This window comes from Pannonibacter sp. I15F10I1, from assembly GCF_900185665.1.
GTDB lineage: Bacteria > Pseudomonadota > Alphaproteobacteria > Rhizobiales > Stappiaceae > Pannonibacter > Pannonibacter indicus.
Map to the genome: position 1 here is coordinate 83,378 of NZ_FYAN01000026.1, position 22,471 is coordinate 105,848.

A 22,471-nucleotide genomic window follows, 5' to 3' on the forward strand; every position below is an offset into this window, starting at 1 on the left:
ACCGGCATCAGCACTCTGGCCGGGAAGAAGCGAGCCCAAGGCATGAAATTTCTGATCAAGTTCTTCGGTTATCTGTTCGGCATCGGTACGGTGCTGGGACTGCTGGTCGCGGCCGGCGTCTGGATCTATCTGGAGAAGCTGGGCGAAGACCTGCCGGACTATACGGCGCTGAAGAACTACGAACCGCCGGTGATGACCCGCGTGCATGCCGCCGACGGCAGCCTGATGGCCGAATATGCCAAGCAGCGGCGCCTCTTCCTGCCGATCCAGGCCATGCCGGACATCCTGAAGGAAGCCTACATCTCGGCGGAAGACAAGAATTTCTACAGCCACGTGGGTATCGACCCGGAGGGCATTGCCCGTGCCGTGGTGCGTTTCGTGCAGAATTTCGGCTCCGGCCGCCGCCCTGAAGGCGCTTCGACGATCACGCAGCAGGTTGCCAAGAACTTCCTGCTGACCAACGAACTGTCGGTCGACCGCAAGATCAAGGAAGCGATCCTGTCGCTGCGCATCGAGCAGGCCTACACCAAGGACGAGATCCTTGAGCTTTATCTCAACGAGATCTACCTTGGCCTCGGCGCCTATGGTGTGGCGGCGGCTTCGCTCGTCTATTTCGACAAGTCGGTGCATGAGCTGAGCCTTGAGGAAGTCGCCTATCTGGCGGCTTTGCCGAAGGCACCGAACAACTATCATCCCTTCCGTGGCCGCGAGCGCGCCATCGAACGCCGCAACTGGGTGATCGACCGTATGGTCGAGAACGGCTATGTGAGCGCGGCCGATGCCGAGGCTGCCAAGGCAAAGCCCCTGACGGTGAAGCCGCGTGAAACCGGTTCCCAGCTGTTTGCTGCCGAATACTTCACGGAAGAGGTCCGGCGTCAGGTCGCATCGATCTACGGCGAGAACAGCCTCTACGAAGGCGGTCTCTCGGTCCGCTCCTCGCTGGACCCGAAGATGCAGGCGACAGCCCGCAAGGTGCTGATGAACGGCCTTCTGGATTTCGACCAGAAGCGCGGCGGCGGCTGGCGCGGGCCGGTGACGACGATCCCCGTCGCAGGCGACTGGGGTGTTGAGCTTGGCAAGGTGGAAGCCCTTTCGGATCTGCCGGAGTGGCGTCTTGCTGTTGTGCTGGAGGCTGGTCAGAACACGGCGCAGGTTGGCCTGCAGCCGCGCAGGCTTGTCAGCGGCGCCCTTGAGCCGGAGCGCGAGACGGCAACGCTGCAGCTGGACGACATGAAGTGGGCACGCGTGTCCGGCCGTGCCCCCAATTCGGCCAATGACGTGCTCAATCCGGGTGACGTGGTCTATGTCGAGGCCCCGAAGAACGGCGGCCGCTACCAGCTGCGTCAGGTTCCGCGTGTTTCGGGGGCGCTGGTCGCGATGGACCCGTTCACGGGCCGCGTGCTGGCGCTGGTTGGCGGCTTCAGCTTTGCCCAGAGCGAGTTCAACCGCGCGACACAGGCCTGGCGCCAGCCCGGTTCGTCCTTCAAGCCCTTCGTCTATGCCGCCGCACTCGACAATGGCTACACCCCGTCCAGCGTGGTTCTGGATGCGCCCATCGAGCTGGCGCAGGCCGGGCAGGCAACCTGGCGCCCGCAGAACTATGGCGGCAAGTTCTATGGCCCCTCGACCCTGCGCACGGGTATCGAGCTGTCGCGTAACCTCATGACCATCCGCCTTGCGCAGGACATGGGCATGCCGCTGGTGGCCGAATATGCCAAGCGTTTCGGCATCTACGACAACATGATGCCGGTTCTCTCCATGTCGCTGGGTGCAGGCGAGACCACCGTGCTGCGCATGGTCACGGCCTATTCGATCCTCGCCAATGGCGGCCGCAAGGTGACGCCGACGCTGATCGACCGCATCCAGGACCGTTACGGTCGCACCATCTACAAGCATGACAGCCGCATTTGCGAAACCTGTGATGCCAATGACTGGACCGGTCAGGCCGAGCCTGAGCTGATCGACGAGCGCGAGCAGGTGCTCGACCCGATGACGGCCTATCAGATTACCTCGATGATGGAAGGTGTGGTTCAGCGGGGCACCGCCACCAGCGTGCGCGCGGTCGGCCGCCCGGTTGCCGGCAAGACCGGTACCACCAACGAGGAGAAGGACGCCTGGTTCGTTGGCTATACGCCGGATCTCGCGGTCGGCGTCTTCATCGGCTACGACCAGCCGCGGCCAATGGGACGCGGTGCGACGGGCGGCCTTGTCGCTGCGCCGATCTTCACCGAGTTCATGAAGGAAGCGCTGGCGGGCAGCCCGCCGGTCGAGTTCCGCGTGCCGAAGGGCCTGCAGCTGATCCCGATCAACCGGCACACCGGCATGCGTGCCGTCGCCGGGGCCGAAGGTACCATTCTGGAATCCTTCAAGCCGGGCACCGCCCCGCCGGACACTTACTCGGTCATCGGCTTCGAGGACGAGATGGGCGTGCCGCGCACCGTTTCGCCGGAGGCAGGTGCTGCCGTGATGACCGGCACTGGCGGGCTTTATTGACCCTTCCGGAGATCTGCCTGCGCGGCTAGCTGTTTACATGGCTTGCCTGCGCCGTTAGTCTCCGCCCCGATTTGCGGCCACTGCCCCGGCAACGAGGCGGTGGCCGCGACATTCCTGAACCAGCTTTGAGAGGTATCCGATGCGCGCCGAGATGGAAGGCATCGTCGACGAAATCAAGCAGGCCATAAGCCTGCTGAGGAGGCATCTTTGACTGGGATCACGCTCTGGTCCGTCTGGATGAACTGAACGCCCTGTCTGAAGACCCCGCGATGTGGAATGATCCGTCCAAGGCGCAGAAGCTCATGCGTGAGCGTCAGCAGCTGGAAGATGGCATTACCGGCGTGCGCCGCCTCGAATCGGAACTTGCCGACAACATCGAGCTGATCGAGCTTGGCAGTGCCGATGGCGACAAGGACGTGGTCGAGGAAGCCGAAGCGGCAATGCGCGGCCTCAAGGCCGAGGTGATGAAGCTGCAGATGGCATCGCTGCTGTCCGGTGAAGCCGATGGCAACGACACCTACATGGAAATCAACTCGGGCGCGGGCGGCACGGAAAGCCAGGACTGGGCCAGCATGCTCCTGCGCATGTACCGCCGCTGGGCGGAACGCAGCGGCTTCAAGGTCGAGCTTCTCGAATACCATGATGGCGAAGAAGCCGGCATCAAGTCAGCGACGCTGCTCATCAAGGGCGAGAATGCCTATGGCAAGCTGAAGACCGAATCGGGCGTGCACCGTCTGGTGCGCATTTCGCCCTATGACAGTCAGGCGCGCCGCCACACCAGCTTTGCCAGCGCCTGGGTCTATCCGGTGATCGATGACTCGATCGATATCGAGGTCAACGAAAGCGACTGCCGCATCGACACCTACCGCGCCTCCGGTGCCGGTGGCCAGCACGTCAACACCACCGACTCGGCCGTGCGCATCACGCATATCCCGACCGGCATCGTCGTGCAGTGCCAGAACGACCGCTCTCAGCACAAGAACCGCGCAACCGCCTGGTCGATGCTGAAGGCGCGCCTCTATGAGGCCGAGTTGCAGAAGCGCGAAGAGGCGGCCAACGCCGAGGCGTCTTCCAAGACCTCGATTGGCTGGGGCCACCAGATCCGCTCCTACGTTCTGCAGCCCTACCAGATGGTGAAGGACCTGCGCACGGGCGTGGAAAGCTCCTCGCCGCAGGACGTGCTCGACGGCAAGATCGATGACTTCATCGAAGCCGCCCTCGCGCAGCGCGTCTTCGGCGGCAAGGATGCCGAGGTCTCGGACATCGACTGAGCCGATCCATACGGACTGCAAGACTGCAAAAACCCCGCCGGAATGTTCCGGCGGGGTTTTTTGCTGGCATCTCAAAGGAATGGCGATCAGCGTTTCAGCAGCTTGGAGACCCTGTCTCCGGTGCGGACGAAGGTCATGGGGTCCAGTGCCTCATCGTCCCGCCGCACTTCGTAATGGAGATGCGGACCGGTGGAGCGGCCGGTGTTGCCGAGACGGCCGACCTGATCGCCGGCGCGCACCTCATCCCCCACGGCGACGGAGATGGCACTCATGTGGGCGTAGCGGGTCAGATGCCCGTCCGGATGCTCGATTTCCACCAGACGGCCATAGCCGCCCTGATAGGAGGCGGTGATCACCGTGCCAGGCGCCGTGGCGCGCACGGGCGTGCCGTAAGGGGCGCGGAAATCGATGCCGGTGTGCATGGCAAGGCCGCCCAGGAACGGATCGATGCGGGGGCCGAAATCACTGGTGATCTGCGCTGCGGCGATCGGGCGGGCGAGGGGGATAGCGCCGACAGACTTGCGGACCTTGTTGCGCAGATCAAGAGCTGCTTCGGCGCGCTCGATCTTGTCGTCCAGGGTGGCCGTGGCAAGCGGCACATAGGGGCCGCCGGTGGCTTCCATGCTGCCTGCAAGATCGCTGACGCGGTAGCCCAGAGGGCGGACGGCAGAGGCCAGCTGGCTGGTTTCATGCTCGGCCGCAAGCGTCACGGCATCCAGCGCGGCATTGCTTTCTTCGCTGATCTTGTCCAATGCGGCGCCGATGCCCAGCAGATCGTCACGCGGGGCTTCCGGCTCCGGCAGAGGTTTGGCCGTCAGGCTGTCCTGTGCTGCGGGCAGGGGGGCAAAGGCGGAAAGAGGGCTGTCCATCAGGACGTTTTCGCTGCTGCCGCGCAGGCCGAGAGCCGCGAAGGGATTGTCCAGCGGGGCTTCCGGGCCGCCAATGGCCAGGAGGCTGCTGGAGGCGCCGGCATCCGAGAACTGTTCCGGCTTGGCCGCAGGAATGGCAGGGCCGGAGACCACATCAAGCCCGCTGCGGGCGGCCTTGTCGAGAATGGCAGCGACCTTGCCATGCTGATCCAGAAGCTCGTTCTGCCGCTGCAGCAATGTGTCGATCATGCCTTCGACGGAGCGGCGCTCATACATCTGGCTGCTGGTCAGGCGGTCGATTTCGGCACGCAGATAGGCGATGCGGTTCTCGTAGACGGCAGCTTCCTGGGTGCGCTGGGTCAGGCGGCTTTCGATCAGGTCGTCGCGCATCACGAAATAGGCGGCCGCCGCCATATAGCCGGTGATGAAAAGGCCGAGGGTCAGGCAGGTGCCTGCGGCGAGCCAGGGACGGATGGTGAAAGTCCGGGTGCGTTCGCCGGTCGTGATGGTGACCTGATGCAGTGCCTTGCGCTTGCCGAACCCCTGACGGGCTCTTGAAGGAAAGTCTGACATGCCGTTTTCCATGCGTCCGGAAGGGGCGAGTTCTGCCCCGGTCAGGAATCATTAGAAACGGTTAAGGTTAACAAACACCTTTCCTGCCGTTCATACTTTGCCGTCAGGACAGTTTTCCTCAAGGCGCGAGCTTGACGAGGGGGCGGTAAAAGCCCGGCGTCAGACCAGCTTCGGAGCGGGCCCGGTCGTTGAAGGGCGGCTTCAGCGGGCCTCTGAAATGGGTGCGCACCAGTTCATGGAAGCGCGGTTCGGGCCGTTCGCCGTGGCGGTCGCACAGGAAGCGGAACCACTTGGCACCGAAGGCCACGTGATTCTTTTCATCCCGGTAGATGATTCCGAGGATGCGGGCGGTTGCATGATCGCCAAGGGCGGCAGCCTTCTCGATCATCGGCGGGGTGATGTCGAGGCCGCGCGCCTCCAGCACCAGCGGAATGACGGCAAGCCGTGCGGTCAGGTCGTGCCCGGTGGCCTGTGCGGCCTGCCACAGCCCGTCATGGGCGGGCAGGCTGCCATAGGCAGCGCCGAGTTCCTGCAGCCGCTCCTCCAGCATGCTGAAGTGCTTGGCCTCCTCAAGCCCGACGCGCACCCAGTCGTCATAGTAGGAGCGGGGCATCGGCACATGCACGAAGCGGCCGATGATGTCCCAGGTCAGGTCCACTGCATTGAGTTCGATATGGGCCAGCGAGTGCAGCAGGGCGATTCTGCCTGCTTCGCCGCCAATGCTGCGCTTGGGCATGTCGCGCGGGGCCAGAAGCACCGGACGCTCCGGCCGGCCGGGCCGGTCCGGCATCTGGGCGGACGCAGATGGCGAGCCGAGGGCAAGGCTGCGCGCATACCAGAGCTTGGCGGTCTCATAGGCAAGGCGGACCTTTTCGGAAAGATCCGGCGTGCGCACGATGGCATTGGCGCGCCCGGCCAGCGTCTCCAGCGCGGAGGATGGAAATATGCCGCTCATGCCCGAAAAAGCCCTTTCAGCATCCGCAAGAGGCGGGGGGCGCCGGACGTGCCGCCCCCGTGCCTTGCGTTCAGAGCCCGCGCACTGCCTCAAGCACGGCGTCGACGTGGCCCTTGACCTTCACCTTGCGCCAGATCTGGGCGATCTTGCCGTCGGCTGCAACAAGGAAGGTGCTGCGCTCCACACCCATGTAGGTCTTGCCATACATGGACTTTTCCACCCACACGCCAAAGGCCTGGCAGACGGCTGTGTCCGGATCGGAGGCGATGTCGACGGTGAGGCCGTGCTTGCCCTTGAACCTGGCGTTCTTGGCAACCGGGTCCGGCGAAATGCCGATGACCTTTGCGCCAAGCGCTTCGAACTGGGCCCGCGCCTGGCTGAAGGCGATGCACTCTTCGGTGCAGGCGGGCGTGTCGGCCTTGGGGTAGAAATAGATCACCACGGGGCTGCCCTGGAGGCTGGAAAGCTTCACTTTCTCATCATCGCCGAGCAGCAGGTCCACGTCCGGTGCGGGGGCTGAAATTGTCAAATCGGTCATGCTGCCTTCCTCTTGTCATAGTCGGTGGATTTATCCGGAACGGTATTCAGTTGTCCGTGCTTGAGGCGCGCCTCGCGGCTGGCTTTGTTGCATAATGAAGTATCACAGCGGATCGGGGGATTCGCAGTCCCGGGACGAAAAAATGAAAAGGCTCTGAACGCTGTCTCCGCCGCAAGAACCGCAGAAAGCTCCTGTCATACGGAAAGAGCGCCGGTCTGGATTGGGCCGGAAGCTCACGCGCGTCTGCGGCTTCCTCTGCATTCTGGTGCTGGTGGCCGTTGCCGGGCTGACCGGGCGGCTCTATTGGGGGCCCGTTACAATTCCTTTTGCCCGGGAACTGGTGGAAGCCCGCGTCCGGGTTGTCAATGCCGATGTGTCCGTGGGCTCGGTGCGGCTGGACCTGTTTGCAGCCAGCGGCCCGCAGGTGGTCATTGATGATGCCGGTGTTACGGTCGGAGGGGATGTCGAAAGCCGCATTCTCCTGCCGCGCACCGAAGCCGTTCTGCAGTTTGCGCCGCTGCTCACCGGCGAGGTGAAATTCCGCAGCCTCGATATCGAGCGCCCGCGTATCACGCTGGAAGGCGGAGACGGGCCCGCCTTGATGCCGGAAATGAACAGCCTGATGGAAGCCGTTGACCGGATTGCGCTTCTGGTCGATGAGGAACTGAGCCGCCGAAATCTTGACGTGATCCGCGTCCGCGATGGTCGTCTGGAGATTTCCGGGCCGACCCCGCGCCTTATCGACAACATCGACGCTTCGCTGGGGCGGGATGCAACGGGTGCCGTCTATGCCGAAAGCACGGTCGAGGGGCGTATGGGCACCTGGCAGCTGGCCCTGCGGCGCGGCACGGATGCGGCAACCGGCGCCCGGGAACTCGGGCTCTACATCAAGGATGTGTCGCTAGCCGAACTCTTTCCGCTGAACGAGCAGGTGCGCTCCGGCCGTGGCCTTGGCCTGCCGCTGGAGTTGCAGTTCGCGGCAAGGCTGGACAAGGACGGGGTGTTTGACCGGGCAACCCTTGTGGGCCGTGCCGTGGACGGGTGGTTCCAGATCGGCACGACGACGATCCGCTATGATGAAGTGGCGGTTGGCCTTGCCTGGGAGGGCGAGGACCCGCGCATTCAGGTGATGCCGTCCCATGTGGTGCGGGGCAATACACGCATCAGCTTTGACGGCGTGGTGACGCCGCCTGCGGCCGGGCAGCCTGACTGGAAGATCCTGATCGGCGCGGACAATCCGGTGTTCGGTTCTGCCGATGTGCAGGAAGACCCGATCATGGCCGAGCGGGTGCACCTGAAGGCGCATTATGATCCGTCCGCACACAGCCTCTATATCGACAGGGCGCAGGTGCAATCCGGTCCGGCAAGCCTCAGCGCGGTTGGCACTGTGGACCTGAAGGATGATGGCCCCTATCTGGCGCTGGCGGTCGAGGTCAACGCCATGCCGGTGGCTCTGCTGAAACAGATCTGGCCCATCACCCTGACGCCCCCTGCAAGGGCCTGGATCAGCAAGCACATGCTGTCGGGCCTCATCCGCGAGGCCAGCATCGACGTTTCGATTCGTCCCCCTGCCTTTGACGAGCACCATCCGGATCCGGGCTGGGGGGCTGACGATGTGCGGCTCGATCTGACGTTCGAAGACGTGGATGTGGCCCCGCTCGACACCTTGCCGCCCATCACCGGGCTTGACGGGACGATCACCATCGACAACGAGGTCCTGACCGTCTCCGGCCGGAACGGCAGGATTGTCGAGGGCGTTGCCAAGCCTGTTGCCGTTCAGGAAGGCACCTTCACGATCCAGCAGCTGGCGCTGCGCAGCATCAAACCAGCAGATATTTCGCTGAAATTTGCAGGTGAGGCACAGGATCTCGGCACCCTGATCAACCGGCCGCCGTTCCGCGCGCTCGACAAGGCGCAGATGGGCGGCGGAACCTTTGGCGGCACCGGAGAGCTCGATGTGACGGCGCATTTTCCGCTGCGACTGTCCATTGCGGTTGCCGATGTGGACTGGAAGGCTGCGGCCCGGCTGAGCGGATTTTCCTCCACCCAGCCGGTGCGCGGGCACAAGATTTCCGGCGCGGACGTTGCCATTGAAGCCGGTCCAAGGGAGGTGGCGGTCAAGGGCAAGGGCCGTATCGACGGGCTGGAGGCCAACATTGACCTTCTGGTTCCGGTGGAGGACGGGCAGGGCGAGCGCCGTCAGGATGTGGAGCTGAAAGTCTCCGCGGAAGAACTCGGCAAACGCGGCATTGATCTGGGCTCTCTGGTCAGCGGGCAGATGGTGCTGAAGCTGGCCGAAACACCGGGCGGCCAGTCCTTTGACATCGACCTGACGGATACCTCGGTCAAGCTGGAGCAGATCGGCTGGGAAAAGGGGCCGGGTGTGCCGGCCAAAGCCAGGTTCATCTTGAGTGAGCAGGGCGACACCCGGCGGCTGAAGGAGTTTCAGCTGACCTCCGATGGTGTGGCCATCGGCGGCGAGGTGGTTCTTGGCAAGGACGGCGGCTTCCGGGAGGCCGATTTCGCCGGCTTCCAGATCAGGCCCGGTGATTCTGCCTCGCTCAAGATCACCCAGCAGCGCCGCAACCAGTACAAGGTGGTTTTCAACGGAGCCCAGTTCGACGCGCGCGGGCTGATCAAGACGTTGCTCGAAAAAAAGGGCGGGGCAGGGGGCAAGGACAAGACCGTCTACGACATAGCCATCAAGGCCGGCCGGCTGCAGGGCTTCAACGGCGTTGTGGCGACGGATGTGGACGGCAAGGTGACCGGTGGGCCGGAGGGCATCGGAACCCTGGCGCTGAAGGGCGCCACCAACAACCGTGGTGCCTTTCATTTCGAGATCAGCGGCAAGGGCGACACGCGCGCTGCCAGCGGCGATTTCGCCGATACGGGCGCTATCCTGCGTTTTCTGGACGTCTATCCGCGCATGCGCGGGGGGACCGGTACCTTGCTGATTTCCATGCCGGAGGAGACCCAATGGTTCGGCACATTCGGCGTGCGCAATCTGTCGATCACGGAAGATCCGGCGATCCGGAAGCTGGCCGAACTGCCCGTCGCCGCGCGCAGTGACACCGGGGCCGTGGTGGTCACCCAGTCGGTGCGTGCCGGGGAAGCCTCGTTTGACCGGCTGGACCTGCGGTTTTCGCGCAAGGGCGAAATCATCACAGTCGAGGAAGGCCTGATGCAGGGGGCTGTCGTCGGCGGCACGGTGACGGGCGAGGTCGATCTCGGCCAGCGGACACTGGCGTTGACGGGGACCTATGTGCCGGTCTTTGCGCTCAACAACCTGTTCAGCAAGATCCCGCTGCTCGGCTTTGCCCTCGGTGGCGGTTCGGACGAAGGGCTTTTTGGCGTGACCTACCGTCTCGCTGGCCCCATCAGCGCGCCGCAGCTCACGGTCAATCCGGTCTCGGCCATTGCACCGGGCATTTTCCGCAAGATGTTCGAGTTCCGCTGAGGAGCGGGCCGCCAGGCAGGTTCCGGCACACTGGCCGCGCATAAACAGAAGGCCCGGACCTTGCGGGCCGGGCCTTCTGGATTGCCATGTGGTAGCAGATCAGGCCGGGCGCAGCAGCACGTGCTTCTTCTTGCCCATGGAGAGCTTGATCACGCCTTCGCCGGTGATGTCGGCCACGGACAGGCTGCGCTTGTCGTCGGTGACGGTCTCGTCATTCACCTTCAGCGCGCCGCCGGTGATGTTGCGCCGGGCTTCGCCGTTGGAGGCACAAAGGCCTGCACGCACGAAGGCGGCAAGAACACCGAGGCCAGCCTCCAGCTCGGCCTGCGGCAGTTCGACGGTCGGCAGGCCCTCGGCCGTCTGGCCTTCCTCAAAGGCGCGGCGGGCGGTTTCGGCAGCGGCCTCAGCAGCCTCGCGGCCATGGATCATGGCGGTGGCTTCGGTGGCGAGGATCTTCTTGGCTTCGTTGATCTCCGCGCCCTGCAGCGCTGCAAGGCGGGCGATCTCGTCCAGCGGCAGCACGGTGAAGAGCTTCATGAAGCGCTCCACATCCGCGTCCTCGGTGTTACGCCAGTACTGCCAGTAGTCATAGGGCGACAGCTGGTCGGCATTGAGCCAGACAGCGCCTGCGGCGGTCTTGCCCATCTTGGCGCCGGAGGCGGTGGTCAGCAGCGGGGCGGTGAGGGCGAAGGCCTCCACGCCTGCCTTGCGGCGCACCAGATCGACGCCGGAGAGAATATTGGACCACTGGTCGGAGCCGCCCATCTGCAGGCGGCAGCCGGTCTGCTGGTAGATCTCCAGATAGTCGTAGCCCTGCAGCAGCATGTAGTTGAATTCCAGGAAGGACAGGTGCTGCTCGCGCTCCAGCCGCAGACGCACGCTGTCGCGCTGGATCATCTGGTTGACCGAGAAATGGCGCCCGATATCGCGCAGGAACTCCACATAGTTCAGCTTCATCAGCCAGTCGGCATTGTCCAGCATGATGGCATCCTTCGGGCCGTCACCGAAGGTGAGCAGCTTGTCGAAGATCTTGCGGATACCGGCCTTGTTCGTCTCGATGTCCTCGTCGGACAGGATCTTGCGGCTTTCGTCCTTGCCGGTCGGGTCGCCGACGCGGGTGGTGCCAGACCCCATCAGCGCGATCGGCCGGTGACCTGTCTGCTGCAGCCAGTAGAGCATCATGATGGTGACGAGCGAACCGGCATGAAGGCTCGGCGCCGTGCAGTCAAAGCCGATATAGGCGGTCACGGTCTCGGTCGAGAGCAGCTTGTCGAGGCCCTCTGCGTCGGACATCTGGTGAATGAAGCCGCGCTCGTTGAGGACCTTCAGAAAACCGGACTTGTACTCGCTCATGTAACGTTTCCACGCGCTGGATGTTCGGGAGGTGACTTGGTGTGTCTGGCTCTATACCGGCAGGCAGCCGTTGTAAATCGTATCAGGTTGCCGGACGCGGCCTGACGGGTGCCGAAGGGCCTGAAACGAGAAAGCCGGGCGCGAGGCCCGGCTTTCCGCATCTGCTGCCTGAAAGGCTTATGCAGAGTAGTACATGTCGAACTCGACCGGATGCGGAGTCATTTCGTAGCGCATGTTCTCTTCCATCTTCAGCTCGATGTAGCTGTCGATGAAGTCGTCGTCGAACACGCCGCCGGCCTTGAGGAACTCGCGGTCGGCATCCAGCGACTGCAGGGCTTCACGCAGCGAGCCGCAGACGGTCGGGATCTCGGCCAGCTCTTCCGGCGGCAGGTCGTACAGGTTCTTGTCCATGGCGTCGCCCGGATGGATCTTGTTCTTGATGCCATCGAGACCGGCCATCAGCTGCGCAGCGAAGGCGAGGTAGGGGTTCGCGGTCGGATCCGGGAAGCGGACTTCGATGCGCTTTGCCTTCGGCGAAGAGGTGTACGGGATGCGGCAGGAGGCCGAACGGTTGCCCGAGGAATAGGCGAGCAGAACCGGAGCTTCGTAGCCCGGGACCAGACGCTTGTAGGAGTTGGTCGACGGGTTGGTGAAGGCGTTCAGGGCCTTGGCGTGCTTCAGGATGCCGCCGATGTAGTACAGGCACATTTCGCTGAGGTCAGCGTAGAGGTTGCCGGCGAACAGCGGCTTGCCATCGCGCCAGATGGACTGGTGGCAGTGCATGCCCGAACCGTTGTCACCGAAGATCGGCTTCGGCATGAAGGTTGCGGTCTTGCCGTAAGCGTTGGCGACCTGGTGAACCACATACTTGTAGATCTGCATGTGGTCGGCGCAGGTGGTCATGGTGTTGAACTTCACGCCCAGCTCGTGCTGTGCAGCAGCCACTTCGTGGTGGTGCTTTTCAACGGACACGCCCATCTCGGCCATGACGGTCAGCATCTCGGAACGCATGTCCTGGCAGCTGTCGATCGGCGGGACCGGGAAGTAGCCGCCCTTGACGCGCGGACGGTGGCCGAGGTTGCCGGCTTCATATTCGGTGTCGAGGTTGCTCGGCAGCTCGTTGCTGTCCAGCTTGAAGCCCGTGTTGTACGGCTCGGAGGCGAAACGCACGTCGTCGAAGATGAAGAATTCAGCTTCCGGGCCAAAGAAGATGGTGTCGCCGAAGCCGCCGGTCTTGACGTAGGCTTCTGCCTTCTTGGCGATGGAGCGCGGATCGCGGTTGTAGGTCTCGCCGGTGCGCGGGTCGACGATGTCACACAGGATGACAAGGGTCGGCTGCGCGAAGAACGGGTCGATGTGCGCCGAGGACGGGTCCAGCACCAGGGTCATGTCGGAGGCGTCGATCGCCTTCCAGCCGGCGATGGAAGAGCCGTCGAAGGCAACGCCTTCAGCGAACATGTCTTCGTCAACGAGGCCAACGTCCATGGTGACGTGCTGCAGCTTGCCGCGCGGGTCGGTGAAGCGCAGGTCGACGAACTTGATGTCCTTGTCCTTGATTTCCTTAAGGATATCAGCAGCGGTGGTCATTATTCACTTCCCTATGTGTTCTGTTTTCACGTGGGCTATTCTCGCAACCTGAGGGCCTGCGCCACGGGCGCAGCGGCTTTGCGGATGCGAAACTCGGGAGCGGGGTATCCCCGCGAAACGGATTGAGAGGCTTCAGATGGCGTCCACGCCGGACTCGCCGGTGCGGATGCGGACGGCTTCCTCGATATTGGAGACGAAGATCTTGCCGTCGCCGATGCGCCCGGTCTGGGCTGCATTGCGAATCGCGTCAACGGCCTTTTCCACCATCTCGTCGGCGAGGACGATTTCGACCTTCACCTTCGGCAGGAAGTCGACGACATATTCTGCGCCGCGGTACAGTTCGGTGTGGCCCTTCTGGCGGCCGAAGCCCTTGGCCTCGGTCACGGTGATGCCCTGAAGACCCACTTCCTGCAGCGCTTCCTTCACCTCGTCGAGCTTGAAGGGTTTGATGATCGCCTCGATCTTTTTCATCGTCTTGCGTCTCTCTCCGTTTCGGTGGCCATTGGCTGGCACGTTTCTGCGGCGGGGTCCGGATCGCGCGATCGGGGAGGCCCGTTGTTGCCCCCTCTCTTGCACGACGCGTGCCAACTTTTCTCACCACCCGAAAGCGCCAAAAAAAGGGGCATTGCGGACACTGTGGCCGATCCTGATGGTTCCGCCAAGCGGATTTGCTGCCCGTTTTTTGCTCAAGTTGATGCCTTATTGTGCAGTCAGCCATTTCTTGTGCTGGTGCCGGGCTGGAAAGGGCGGATTGGTGGGTGGCAAAGGGGCTTGCGTGTGCGGCTTCTATTGGCAACTCTGGCGCCCGTCAGGGAAGGCGGATGGGGATATGTCATGGTGCCGGGTGTTGAATTGCTCACTCCGCAGGAAATGCGCCGCGCAGACGCGCTGACGATCGAGGCGGGAACGCCGGGGATCGAACTGATGGAGCGCGCCGGGCGCGGTGTGGCCGATGCGGCACGGGCCATGCTGGCACCGGGGCAGGGCGTGCTGGTGCTCTGCGGGCCCGGCAACAATGGCGGCGACGGCTTCGTTGCCGCCCGGCTTCTGGCGCTTGAGGGGGTGCCGGTGATGCTGCTTCTGTGCGGGCAGCCGGAGCAGCTTTCGGGCGATGCCTGGAGTGCCTGGCGCCGCATGGGCGAAGAAGCGGCCGATGGCATCCGGTTTCTGGAGGCAGGTGCCAATCCCTTTCATGAGAGTGCAGGAACAGGCGCTCCGCTGGTGATCGATGCGCTCTTTGGCGCAGGGCTTTCCCGTCCTGTCAGTGGATATGAACTGGAACTGGTCAACGGCCTCAATGCCTCGGGCCTGCCGGTGCTGAGCGTTGATGTGCCGAGCGGACTTGATGGCGCGACGGGGGAGGTGAGGGGCGTTGCCGTCAAGGCCGCGCGCACTGTCACCTTCTGCCGGATGAAGCCCGGGCATCTGCTGCTGCCGGGCCGTGTTCTGTGTGGTGAGGTCGAGGTTTGCGATATCGGCATTGCCAATGAAACGGTTCTGACGGCAGGCGGGCCGGGATGCTGGCGCAATGGGCCGGATGTATGGGGTGCTCTTGTGCCAAGGCCGCGGGTGGACGGGCACAAGTTCTCCCGTGGCCATGCGGTGGCCCTCTCCGGTCCGGCTCATGCCACCGGCGCCATACGCCTGTCGGCCATGGCGGCGCTGCGCAGCGGGGCGGGGCTGGTGACGGTTGCCTGCGAGCCTTCCGCCACGATGGTTCTGGCGAACCATCTGACCACCGTCATGCTGCACCCCTTGCGCGGGGACGAGGCGCTGACCGGACTTCTGTCGGACAGCCGCATCACGTCGCTTGTCTATGGTCCCGGCGCAGGGCTTGGGGCGGAGACGCAGGCGCTGGTGCTGGATCTTGTGGCCTCCGGCAAGGGGCTGGTGCTGGATGCCGATGCGCTTTCGAGTTTTGCAGGAACGGAAACACCTCTTTTCGTTACCATTGAAAAAAGGGTGCGCGGCGGTGCGCAGCCGCCAGTGCTGACGCCGCATGCGGGCGAATTCGGCCGGCTTTTCCCGGATTTGCCGCCGCCCGTGTCCGGTCTCGGCAAGCTGGATGCGGCCCGTGCCGCGGCGCAGCGCAGCCGCTCTGTCATTATATACAAGGGTGCCGATACGGTGATTGCCGCGCCGGACGGGCGGGCGGTCATCAATGCCAATGGCACGCCCTGGCTGGCGACGGCAGGCTCCGGCGATGTGCTGGCGGGGATCGTGACCGGGCTCCTGGCGCAAGGCCTGCCTGCCTTCGAGGCGGCTGCCATGGGGGTGTGGATGCACGGCCGCGCGGCGGAGATTGCCGGGGCCGGGCTGATCGCCGACGACCTTTTGCCGGCTCTGAAGGATGTGGTGCAGGAGCTTTCCGCGTAGAAATGGCCGCTGCCGCCATTTTTGCTTTGATGCGGCAGGGACGGGTGCTATAGAGGCCCCGCCTTGGCTACGGGCGCTGTTGAGCGTTTTTTGCGGCGGGAAGTGACCTGCCGTCCGGAAAGCGTTCCAGACTCAATGCCCCGGGCATGATCCTGCCGTTCCGGCTCGCAAGGCCTGACTGCATCATGTTCAGGGCCGTCGCGGGCGTGGTGGAACTGGTAGACACGCCAGATTTAGGTTCTGGTGGCGTAAGCCGTGGGGGTTCAAGTCCCTCCGCCCGCACCAAGTCATGGGTCTTGAGGAGTGCCGGCCGCAGGCAGCCGATCTGGGCAACCGGTCCAGAGATGAACTGGTCCAGAGCGTAGCGGCCCCCCTTTCAAAGAGGCCCGTCATGGGCTGATCGAAAACACGAAGATGGAACGCTGGTTCCATACCGAGGACGAAGCATACTACCATGCAGGTGACCGAAACCCTTTCCGAGGGCCTCAAGCGCGAACTGAAAGTCGTTATTCCGGCGACCGAACTGGCGGCCAAGCTTGACACGTACCTCGACGAACTGAAGTCCAAGGTGCGCATCAACGGCTTCCGTCCGGGCAAGGTCCCGGCCGCGCATCTGAAGCGCATGTACGGCCGTCAGGCCATGGCCGAGATCCTGAGCAACACGATTCAGGAAACGAGCCAGAAGGCCATTGAAGAGCGCAACGAGCGCCCGGCCCTGCAGCCCGAGATCGATCTGCCGGACAACGAGGCAGAGGCGATCCTGGAAGGCAATGCCGACCTCGCCTTCAAGATGAGCTACGACCTGCTGCCGCAGTTCGACATCATCGACTTCTCCGGCATCGAGATCGAGCGTCCGGTCGTCGAGATCTCCGAAGAAGGCGTGATGGAGCAGGTCTCCTCGATCGCCGAGAGCAACCGTCCGTTCGAAAGCAAGGGCGAAGGCGCCGTTGCCGAAAACGGCGACCGCGTCACCATGTCCTACCTCGGCAAGCTCGACGGCGTTCCCTTCGACGGCGGCGCTGACGAGAACGGCCAGCTGGTGCTTGGCTCCGGCCAGTTCATCCCCGGCTTCGAGGAAGGCGTCCTCGGCATGAAGCAGGGTGAGGAAAAGGTCATCTCCGTGACCTTCCCGGAAGACTACCCGGCCGCGCAGCTCGCCGGCAAGGAAGTCACCTTCGACATCGTCCTGAAGGACGTTGCCGCTCCCGGTGACGTGAAGATCGACGAAGACTTCGCCAAGAGCCTCGGCCTTGAGTCGCTGGACAGCCTGAAGGGCATCATCCGCGGCCAGATCGAGAGCCAGTTCGGCGCCATGACCCGTCAGCGCATCAAGCGCCAGCTGCTGGACAAGATGGACGAAGCCTATTCGTTCGAACTGCCGTCCAAGCTGCTCGAGACCGAATTCCAGAACATCTGGAATCAGGTCGAGGCCGACATGAAGCGCAACGGCAAGACCTTCGAAGAGGAAGGCACCACGGAAGAGGCCGCCAAGGCTGACTACCGCAAGATTGCCGAGCGCCGCGTGCGCCTGGGTCTGGTGCTCTCCGAGATCGGCGAGAAGAACAAGATCGAAGTGACGGACGAGGAAGTCCAGCGCGCGCTCTATGACCGCGTGCGCCAGTTCCCCGGCCAGGAGCGTCAGGTGTTCGAGTTCTACAAGAGCAATCCGCAGGCTCTCGCCTCGCTGCGCGCTCCGATCTATGAGGAAAAGGTCGTCGACTTCATCCTCTCCCTCGCCAAGGTGACCGACAAGACCGTCACCAAGGAAGAGCTGGAGAAGCTCGTCGCCGAGGACGAGGACGAGGCTGCCTCGAACTGATCCCATAGGGACTTGGCGATGCGGCGTGGGGGCTTTAACCTTGCCTTCACGCCGCATCTGCAACAGTCTTGAGTTGCTGGCGGCATCCCCTATGTATGGGTGTCGCTTTTTTCGACTCAAAGGGCCGCGCAACGGTGCGGTGCCTGACTGACGAAGATGCGTTTCAACGCTGTCTGCCCGCGCCCCGGTGGCCTGCGGGCGGCAAAGCCAGAAGATGGATGAGGTATGCAGGATCCTGTCGAATTCTACACGAACACGCTCGTGCCGATGGTCGTCGAGCAGACCAGCCGCGGCGAACGGGCCTTCGACATCTACTCGCGCCTCCTGAAGGAACGCATCATTTTCCTCACCGGCCCGGTCGAGGATCATATGGCGACGCTGATCTGCGCGCAGCTGCTGTTCCTTGAGTCGGAAAACCCGACGAAGGAAATCTCGATCTACATCAATTCGCCCGGCGGCCTCGTGACGGCCGGCCTTGCGATCTATGACACCATGCAGTTCATCCGGCCGGAAGTGTCGACGCTCTGCATCGGCCAGGCCGCCTCGATGGGCTCGCTGCTGCTGGCAGCCGGCCACAAGGGTTCCCGCTTTGCGCTGCCGAACGCGCGCGTCATGGTGCACCAGCCGTCCGGCGGGTTCCGTGGCCAGGCGTCCGACATCATGCTGCATGCGAAGGAAATCCTGAGCCTGAAGCGCCGCCTGAATGAAATCTACGTGAAGCACACGGGCCAGACCCTCGACCAGGTGGAAGAGGCTCTTGAGCGCGACAACTTCATGACGGCGGAAACGGCAAAGGAATTCGGCATCATCGACAATGTGATTGCCGACCGCAACAGCCTCTCTGGCGGCGAAAGCGCCTGAGGGGTATGAGGGAAGGGAGCTTTGCCGGCTCCTCTTCCTTCAACAGGTCATTGTTTGGATGACCGGCTTAAACGAATGTTGATCTTTACGGGCGAAGCATGGAGCATGTTTGTTCGTAAAGGCCGGAAATGCGGTCTCGGACCGGAACCGGAGCGGCTGGACGGGCCAGCTTCGGGAGACAGAAAGGAAGGGGCGTGCCCCTTCCGGAACCTGCGGGGTTGAATAGATGACGAAGGCCAGCGGCAGCGACTCCAAGAATACGCTCTACTGCTCGTTCTGCGGCAAGAGCCAGCATGAAGTTCGCAAGCTGATCGCCGGTCCGACTGTTTTCATCTGCGATGAATGTGTCGAGCTGTGCATGGACATCATACGCGAGGAGAACAAGTCCTCGCTGGTGAAATCGCGCGACGGGATTCCGACGCCGCAAGAGATTCGCCGTGTCCTCGATGACTACGTGATCGGGCAGAACAGCGCCAAGAAGGTGCTGTCCGTGGCGGTTCACAACCACTACAAGCGCCTGAATCACGCCAGCAAGAACAACGACGTCGAACTGGCCAAGTCCAACATCCTGCTTTGCGGCCCCACCGGCTGCGGCAAGACGCTGCTGGCCCAGACGCTCGCGCGCATCCTGGATGTGCCCTTCACCATGGCCGATGCCACCACGCTGACGGAAGCCGGCTACGTGGGCGAGGACGTGGAGAACATCATCCTCAAGCTGCTTCAGGCCGCCGACTACAATGTCGAGCGGGCGCAGCGCGGCATCGTCTACATCGACGAGGTGGACAAGATCAGCCGCAAGGCCGACAACCCGTCCATCACCCGCGACGTGTCGGGCGAAGGCGTGCAGCAGGCCCTGCTGAAGATCATGGAAGGCACCGTGGCTTCCGTTCCGCCGCAGGGCGGGCGCAAGCATCCCCAGCAGGAATTCCTGCAGGTGGACACGACCAACATCCTGTTCATCTGCGGCGGCGCCTTTGCCGGTCTCGACAAGATCATCTCCGACCGCGGCCGCAAGTCCACCATCGGCTTCAAGGCCAATGTGGTGGGCCCGGAAGACCGCCGCATCGGCGAGCTGTTCTCCGAGCTGGAGCCCGAGGATCTGCTGAAGTTCGGCCTGATCCCGGAATTCGTCGGCCGTCTGCCGGTCATCGCCACGCTGGAAGACCTCGATGAGGAAGCGCTGGTGACGATCCTGACCGAGCCGAAGAACGCTCTGGTCAAGCAGTACCAGCGCCTGTTCGAGATGGAGAACGTGGAACTGACCTTCCACGACGAGGCTCTCAAGGCGATTTCCCGCCGCGCCATCGAGCGCAAGACGGGTGCCCGCGGCCTGCGCTCCATCCTGGAGGCCATCCTGCTCGACACCATGTACGAGCTGCCCGGCCTCAAGGGCGTCAAGGAAGTTGTCATCTCGCCGGAAGTGGTGGATGGCAAGGCCCGTCCGCTCTACATCTACGAGGACCGCGCCGAGACCACGGCAACGAGCGCCTGAGCCTTCCGGCCTTGCGTTCACGCAGTTCTGAAATGCCGCCTCGGGGCGGCATTTCTGTTTCGTCCGGGGCGCGGAATGACGGTTTTTCGCTGCGTCTGGCGGGGGAGGGCGGATTGCGGCCCGGTCGTCAACAGGCAAGCTGAAGGGATATTGCTGCCTTGCCTTGACACCCATGGTGCGGGTGTCCACCTAATAGACCATGACGATGGTTTGGCGGCTGACATTCGTGCTCATGTGAGGCGGGATCAGCCGGCCCTCATCCGGACCACCCCGGGACCGGAGGGCCATCCCAAAAGCGCTGCATGCGGTCCCCCCTCCCGGGACACAGGCGTGCGGCAAGAAAGGAATGGACATGAGCGAATCTGAAACGCGCTCCCTCAACGAGGCGGAAAAGACGGTTTATCCCGTGCTGCCGCTGCGCGACATTGTCGTGTTTCCGCACATGATCGTGCCCCTGTTTGTCGGCCGGGAAAAATCGATCCGCGCCCTCGAAGAGGTCATGACGTCCGACAAGCACATTCTTCTGGCCACCCAGATCAACGCGGCGGATGATGATCCGGCCACGGATCAGATCTATGAGGTCGGCACGCTGGCGACGGTGCTGCAGCTGCTGAAGCTGCCCGACAACACCGTCAAGGTGCTGGTCGAAGGCGGTGCCCGCGCCAAGATCACCAATTACACCGGCCGCGAGGACTTCTACGAGGCCGAGGCTGTCGTGCTGCCCGAGAAGGACGGCGAGAACATCGAGATCGAAGCTCTGGCGCGCTCCGTCGTTGCCGAGTTCGAGAACTATGTGAAGCTGAACAAGAAGGTCTCGCCGGAGGTTCTGGGCACCATCAACCAGATCGAGGACTACTCGAAGCTGGCCGATACCATTGCCTCGCATCTGGCCATCAAGATCCCGGAGAAGCAGGACATTCTCGCCATCGTTTCGGTGGCCGAGCGTCTGGAGCGCGTGCTGGGGCTGATGGAGAGCGAGATCTCCGTCCTGCAGGTGGAAAAGCGCATTCGCTCGCGCGTCAAGCGCCAGATGGAAAAGACCCAGCGCGAGTACTATCTCAACGAGCAGATGAAGGCGATCCAGAAGGAGCTTGGCGACGGCGAGGATGGCCGTGACGAGCTGGCCGAACTGGAAGAGCGCATCAAGAAGACCAAGCTCAGCAAGGAAGCGCGCGAGCGTGCCCAGGCCGAAGTCAAGAAGCTGAAGCAGATGAGCCCCATGTCGGCGGAAGCCACCGTGGTGCGCAACTATCTGGACTGGATTCTCGGCATTCCCTGGGGCAAGAAGAGCAAGGTCAAGCACGATCTGTCACTGGCTGAAAAGGTGCTGGACACCGATCACTTCGGTCTCGACAAGGTCAAGGAGCGCATCGTCGAGTATCTCGCCGTGCAGGCCCGCGCCAACAAGCTGAAGGGGCCGATCCTCTGCCTCGTCGGCCCTCCGGGCGTCGGCAAGACCTCGCTCGGCAAGTCCATCGCCAAGGCAACGGGACGCGAATTCGTGCGCATCTCGCTGGGCGGCGTGCGCGACGAAGCCGAGATTCGCGGCCACCGCCGCACCTACATCGGCTCGATGCCCGGCAAGGTCATCCAGTCGATGAAGAAGGCCAAGCGCTCCAACCCGCTCTTCTTGCTCGACGAAATCGACAAGATGGGCATGGACTTCCGTGGCGACCCGTCTTCGGCGCTGCTGGAAGTGCTGGATCCTGAGCAGAACAGCACCTTCATGGACCACTATCTGGAGGTCGAATATGACCTTTCGGACGTGATGTTCGTGACGACGGCCAACACGCTGAATATCCCCGGCCCGCTGATGGACCGTATGGAGATCATCCGCATCGCCGGTTACACGGAAGATGAGAAGCTGGAGATCGCCCGCCGCCACCTGCTGCCGAAGTCCGAAAAGGACCATGGCCTGAAGGACGGAGAGTTCTCCGTCAGCGAAGAGGCCCTGCGTTTCGTGATTCGCCGCTACACCCGTGAGGCGGGCGTGCGTAATCTTGAGCGCGAACTGGCAACGCTGGCCCGTAAGGCGGTGAAGGACATCCTCATGACCGGCGTGAAGACGGTCGCCGTGGATGAGGAACTGGTCGAGAAGTATCTCGGCGTGCCGCGCTACCGCTATGGCCAGGCAGAGCTCGAGGATCAGGTCGGTGTGGTCACCGGGCTTGCTTGGACGGAAGTCGGCGGCGAACTGCTCACCATCGAAGGCGTCATGATGCCCGGCAAGGGCAAGATGACGGTGACGGGCAACCTGCGCGACGTGATGAAGGAGTCCATCTCCGCCGCTGCGTCTTATGTGCGCTCGCGTGCCGTCGACTTCGGCATTCAGCCGCCGCTGTTCGACAAGCGCGACATCCACGTGCACGTGCCGGAAGGCGCGACGCCGAAGGATGGCCCGTCTGCGGGCATCGCCATGGCCACCGCCGTCATTTCGGTCATGACCGGCATTCCGGTCCGCCGTGATGTGGCGATGACGGGCGAGATCACCCTGCGCGGCCGCATCCTGCCGATCGGCGGGCTGAAGGAGAAGCTTCTGGCCGCGCTGCGCGGCGGCATCAAGACCGTCATGATCCCGGAAGACAACGCCAAGGATCTGGCGGATATTCCGGACAGCGTGAAGAACGGGATGGAAATCATCCCGGTTTCCAGCATGGAGCAGGTCCTGAAGACGGCCCTGTTGCGCATGCCGGAGGCGATCGAATGGGATGAGGCGGCCCAGGCGGCTGCAACTTCTGATCAGCGTTCCAGCGACGATGATGCATCCGGTTTGATTGCCCATTGAAGCGTGAATGCATGAAATAATGGGAGCCCCGGCCTGTGCCGG

General features: G+C 63.1%; 14 protein-coding genes and 1 tRNA gene. 9 read left to right on the plus strand and 6 right to left on the minus strand.

The window, feature by feature from the left end; translation table 11 throughout:
- Positions 1-42: 42 nt before the first annotated feature.
- Positions 43-2,493, plus strand: coding sequence for a penicillin-binding protein 1A (locus tag IF10I1_RS13735; RefSeq protein ID WP_050473184.1), 2,451 nt, complete (start codon positions 43-45; stop codon positions 2,491-2,493).
- A 139-nt stretch (positions 2,494-2,632) separates the two neighbouring features.
- A protein-coding gene (gene prfB / locus IF10I1_RS13740) for a peptide chain release factor 2 (RefSeq protein ID WP_186393269.1) occupies positions 2,633-3,764 on the plus strand; the annotation gives its coding sequence in 2 pieces (ribosomal slippage) (positions 2,633-2,701 and positions 2,703-3,764; 1,131 coding nt in all).
- Between the two features lie 86 nt (positions 3,765-3,850).
- On the opposite strand, the gene IF10I1_RS13745 is transcribed toward prfB, so the two are convergent.
- From IF10I1_RS13745 to bcp, 3 genes are all read right to left on the minus strand, one after another.
- Complete coding sequence (locus tag IF10I1_RS13745) at positions 3,851-5,206, minus strand: M23 family metallopeptidase (protein WP_186393270.1); 1,356 nt, start codon at positions 5,204-5,206, stop codon at positions 3,851-3,853.
- Between the two features lie 118 nt (positions 5,207-5,324).
- Positions 5,325-6,161 (minus strand): ferritin-like domain-containing protein, encoded by an 837-nt coding sequence (locus IF10I1_RS13750; protein ID WP_186415536.1) that lies wholly within the window; start codon positions 6,159-6,161, stop codon positions 5,325-5,327.
- Positions 6,162-6,231: 70 nt separating this feature from the next.
- On the minus strand, positions 6,232-6,699 hold the full coding sequence (bcp, locus tag IF10I1_RS13755) for a thioredoxin-dependent thiol peroxidase (RefSeq protein ID WP_186393271.1): 468 nt from the start codon (positions 6,697-6,699) through the stop codon (positions 6,232-6,234).
- A 220-nt stretch (positions 6,700-6,919) separates the two neighbouring features.
- On the opposite strand from bcp, the gene IF10I1_RS13760 reads away from it, so the two are divergent.
- Positions 6,920-10,156 (plus strand): AsmA-like C-terminal region-containing protein, encoded by a 3,237-nt coding sequence (locus IF10I1_RS13760; protein WP_186393272.1) that lies wholly within the window; start codon positions 6,920-6,922, stop codon positions 10,154-10,156.
- A 99-nt stretch (positions 10,157-10,255) separates the two neighbouring features.
- On the opposite strand, the gene tyrS is transcribed toward IF10I1_RS13760, so the two are convergent.
- From tyrS to IF10I1_RS13775, 3 genes are all read right to left on the minus strand, one after another.
- Positions 10,256-11,509: a tyrosine--tRNA ligase gene (tyrS, locus tag IF10I1_RS13765; protein ID WP_186393273.1), complete on the minus strand. Its 1,254-nt coding sequence runs from the start codon at positions 11,507-11,509 to the stop codon at positions 10,256-10,258.
- A 177-nt stretch (positions 11,510-11,686) separates the two neighbouring features.
- Positions 11,687-13,096, minus strand: a complete 1,410-nt coding sequence (gene glnA, locus IF10I1_RS13770) for a type I glutamate--ammonia ligase (RefSeq protein WP_094461854.1) — start codon at positions 13,094-13,096, stop codon at positions 11,687-11,689.
- A 132-nt stretch (positions 13,097-13,228) separates the two neighbouring features.
- Complete coding sequence (locus tag IF10I1_RS13775; RefSeq protein ID WP_019964692.1) at positions 13,229-13,567, minus strand: P-II family nitrogen regulator; 339 nt, start codon at positions 13,565-13,567, stop codon at positions 13,229-13,231.
- Positions 13,568-13,930: 363 nt separating this feature from the next.
- On the opposite strand from IF10I1_RS13775, the gene IF10I1_RS13780 reads away from it, so the two are divergent.
- The 6 genes from IF10I1_RS13780 to lon all read left to right on the plus strand — a co-directional run bounded on the left by IF10I1_RS13780 (position 13,931) and on the right by lon (position 22,429).
- Entirely contained in the window at positions 13,931-15,472 is a 1,542-nt protein-coding gene (locus IF10I1_RS13780; RefSeq protein WP_208977452.1) for an NAD(P)H-hydrate dehydratase, read from the plus strand.
- 200 nt (positions 15,473-15,672) lie between these two features.
- Positions 15,673-15,757 (plus strand) — tRNA-Leu (locus IF10I1_RS13785).
- A 169-nt stretch (positions 15,758-15,926) separates the two neighbouring features.
- The gene (tig, locus tag IF10I1_RS13790) at positions 15,927-17,291 is read left to right on the plus strand and encodes a trigger factor (RefSeq protein ID WP_050473193.1); all 1,365 of its coding nucleotides are present in this window, start codon (positions 15,927-15,929) and stop codon (positions 17,289-17,291) included.
- A gap of 225 nt (positions 17,292-17,516) precedes the next feature.
- Complete coding sequence (gene clpP / locus IF10I1_RS13795; RefSeq protein WP_122520236.1) at positions 17,517-18,152, plus strand: ATP-dependent Clp endopeptidase proteolytic subunit ClpP; 636 nt, start codon at positions 17,517-17,519, stop codon at positions 18,150-18,152.
- Between the two features lie 226 nt (positions 18,153-18,378).
- Positions 18,379-19,644 (plus strand): ATP-dependent Clp protease ATP-binding subunit ClpX, encoded by a 1,266-nt coding sequence (clpX, locus tag IF10I1_RS13800; protein WP_019964688.1) that lies wholly within the window; start codon positions 18,379-18,381, stop codon positions 19,642-19,644.
- 346 nt (positions 19,645-19,990) lie between these two features.
- On the plus strand, positions 19,991-22,429 hold the full coding sequence (gene lon / locus IF10I1_RS13805; RefSeq protein ID WP_371328622.1) for an endopeptidase La: 2,439 nt from the start codon (positions 19,991-19,993) through the stop codon (positions 22,427-22,429).
- The last annotated feature ends 42 nt before the right edge of the window (positions 22,430-22,471 follow it).

Bases quoted from the DNA above. Each gene is read 5' to 3' on its own strand.
- lon (WP_371328622.1), top strand. From the start codon at position 19,991: ATGGACATGAGCGAATCTGAAACGCGCTCCCTCAACGAGGCGGAAAAG.
- IF10I1_RS13745 (WP_186393270.1), bottom strand. From the start codon at position 5,206: ATGTCAGACTTTCCTTCAAGAGCCCGTCAGGGGTTCGGCAAGCGCAAG.
- glnA (WP_094461854.1), bottom strand. From the start codon at position 13,096: ATGACCACCGCTGCTGATATCCTTAAGGAAATCAAGGACAAGGACATC.
- tig (WP_050473193.1), top strand. From the start codon at position 15,927: ATGCAGGTGACCGAAACCCTTTCCGAGGGCCTCAAGCGCGAACTGAAA.
- IF10I1_RS13775 (WP_019964692.1), bottom strand. From the start codon at position 13,567: ATGAAAAAGATCGAGGCGATCATCAAACCCTTCAAGCTCGACGAGGTG.
- IF10I1_RS13750 (WP_186415536.1), bottom strand. From the start codon at position 6,161: ATGAGCGGCATATTTCCATCCTCCGCGCTGGAGACGCTGGCCGGGCGC.
- bcp (WP_186393271.1), bottom strand. From the start codon at position 6,699: ATGACCGATTTGACAATTTCAGCCCCCGCACCGGACGTGGACCTGCTG.
- clpX (WP_019964688.1), top strand. From the start codon at position 18,379: ATGACGAAGGCCAGCGGCAGCGACTCCAAGAATACGCTCTACTGCTCG.
- clpP (WP_122520236.1), top strand. From the start codon at position 17,517: ATGCAGGATCCTGTCGAATTCTACACGAACACGCTCGTGCCGATGGTC.
- tyrS (WP_186393273.1), bottom strand. From the start codon at position 11,509: ATGAGCGAGTACAAGTCCGGTTTTCTGAAGGTCCTCAACGAGCGCGGC.
- IF10I1_RS13780 (WP_208977452.1), top strand. From the start codon at position 13,931: ATGGTGCCGGGTGTTGAATTGCTCACTCCGCAGGAAATGCGCCGCGCA.
- IF10I1_RS13735 (WP_050473184.1), top strand. From the start codon at position 43: ATGAAATTTCTGATCAAGTTCTTCGGTTATCTGTTCGGCATCGGTACG.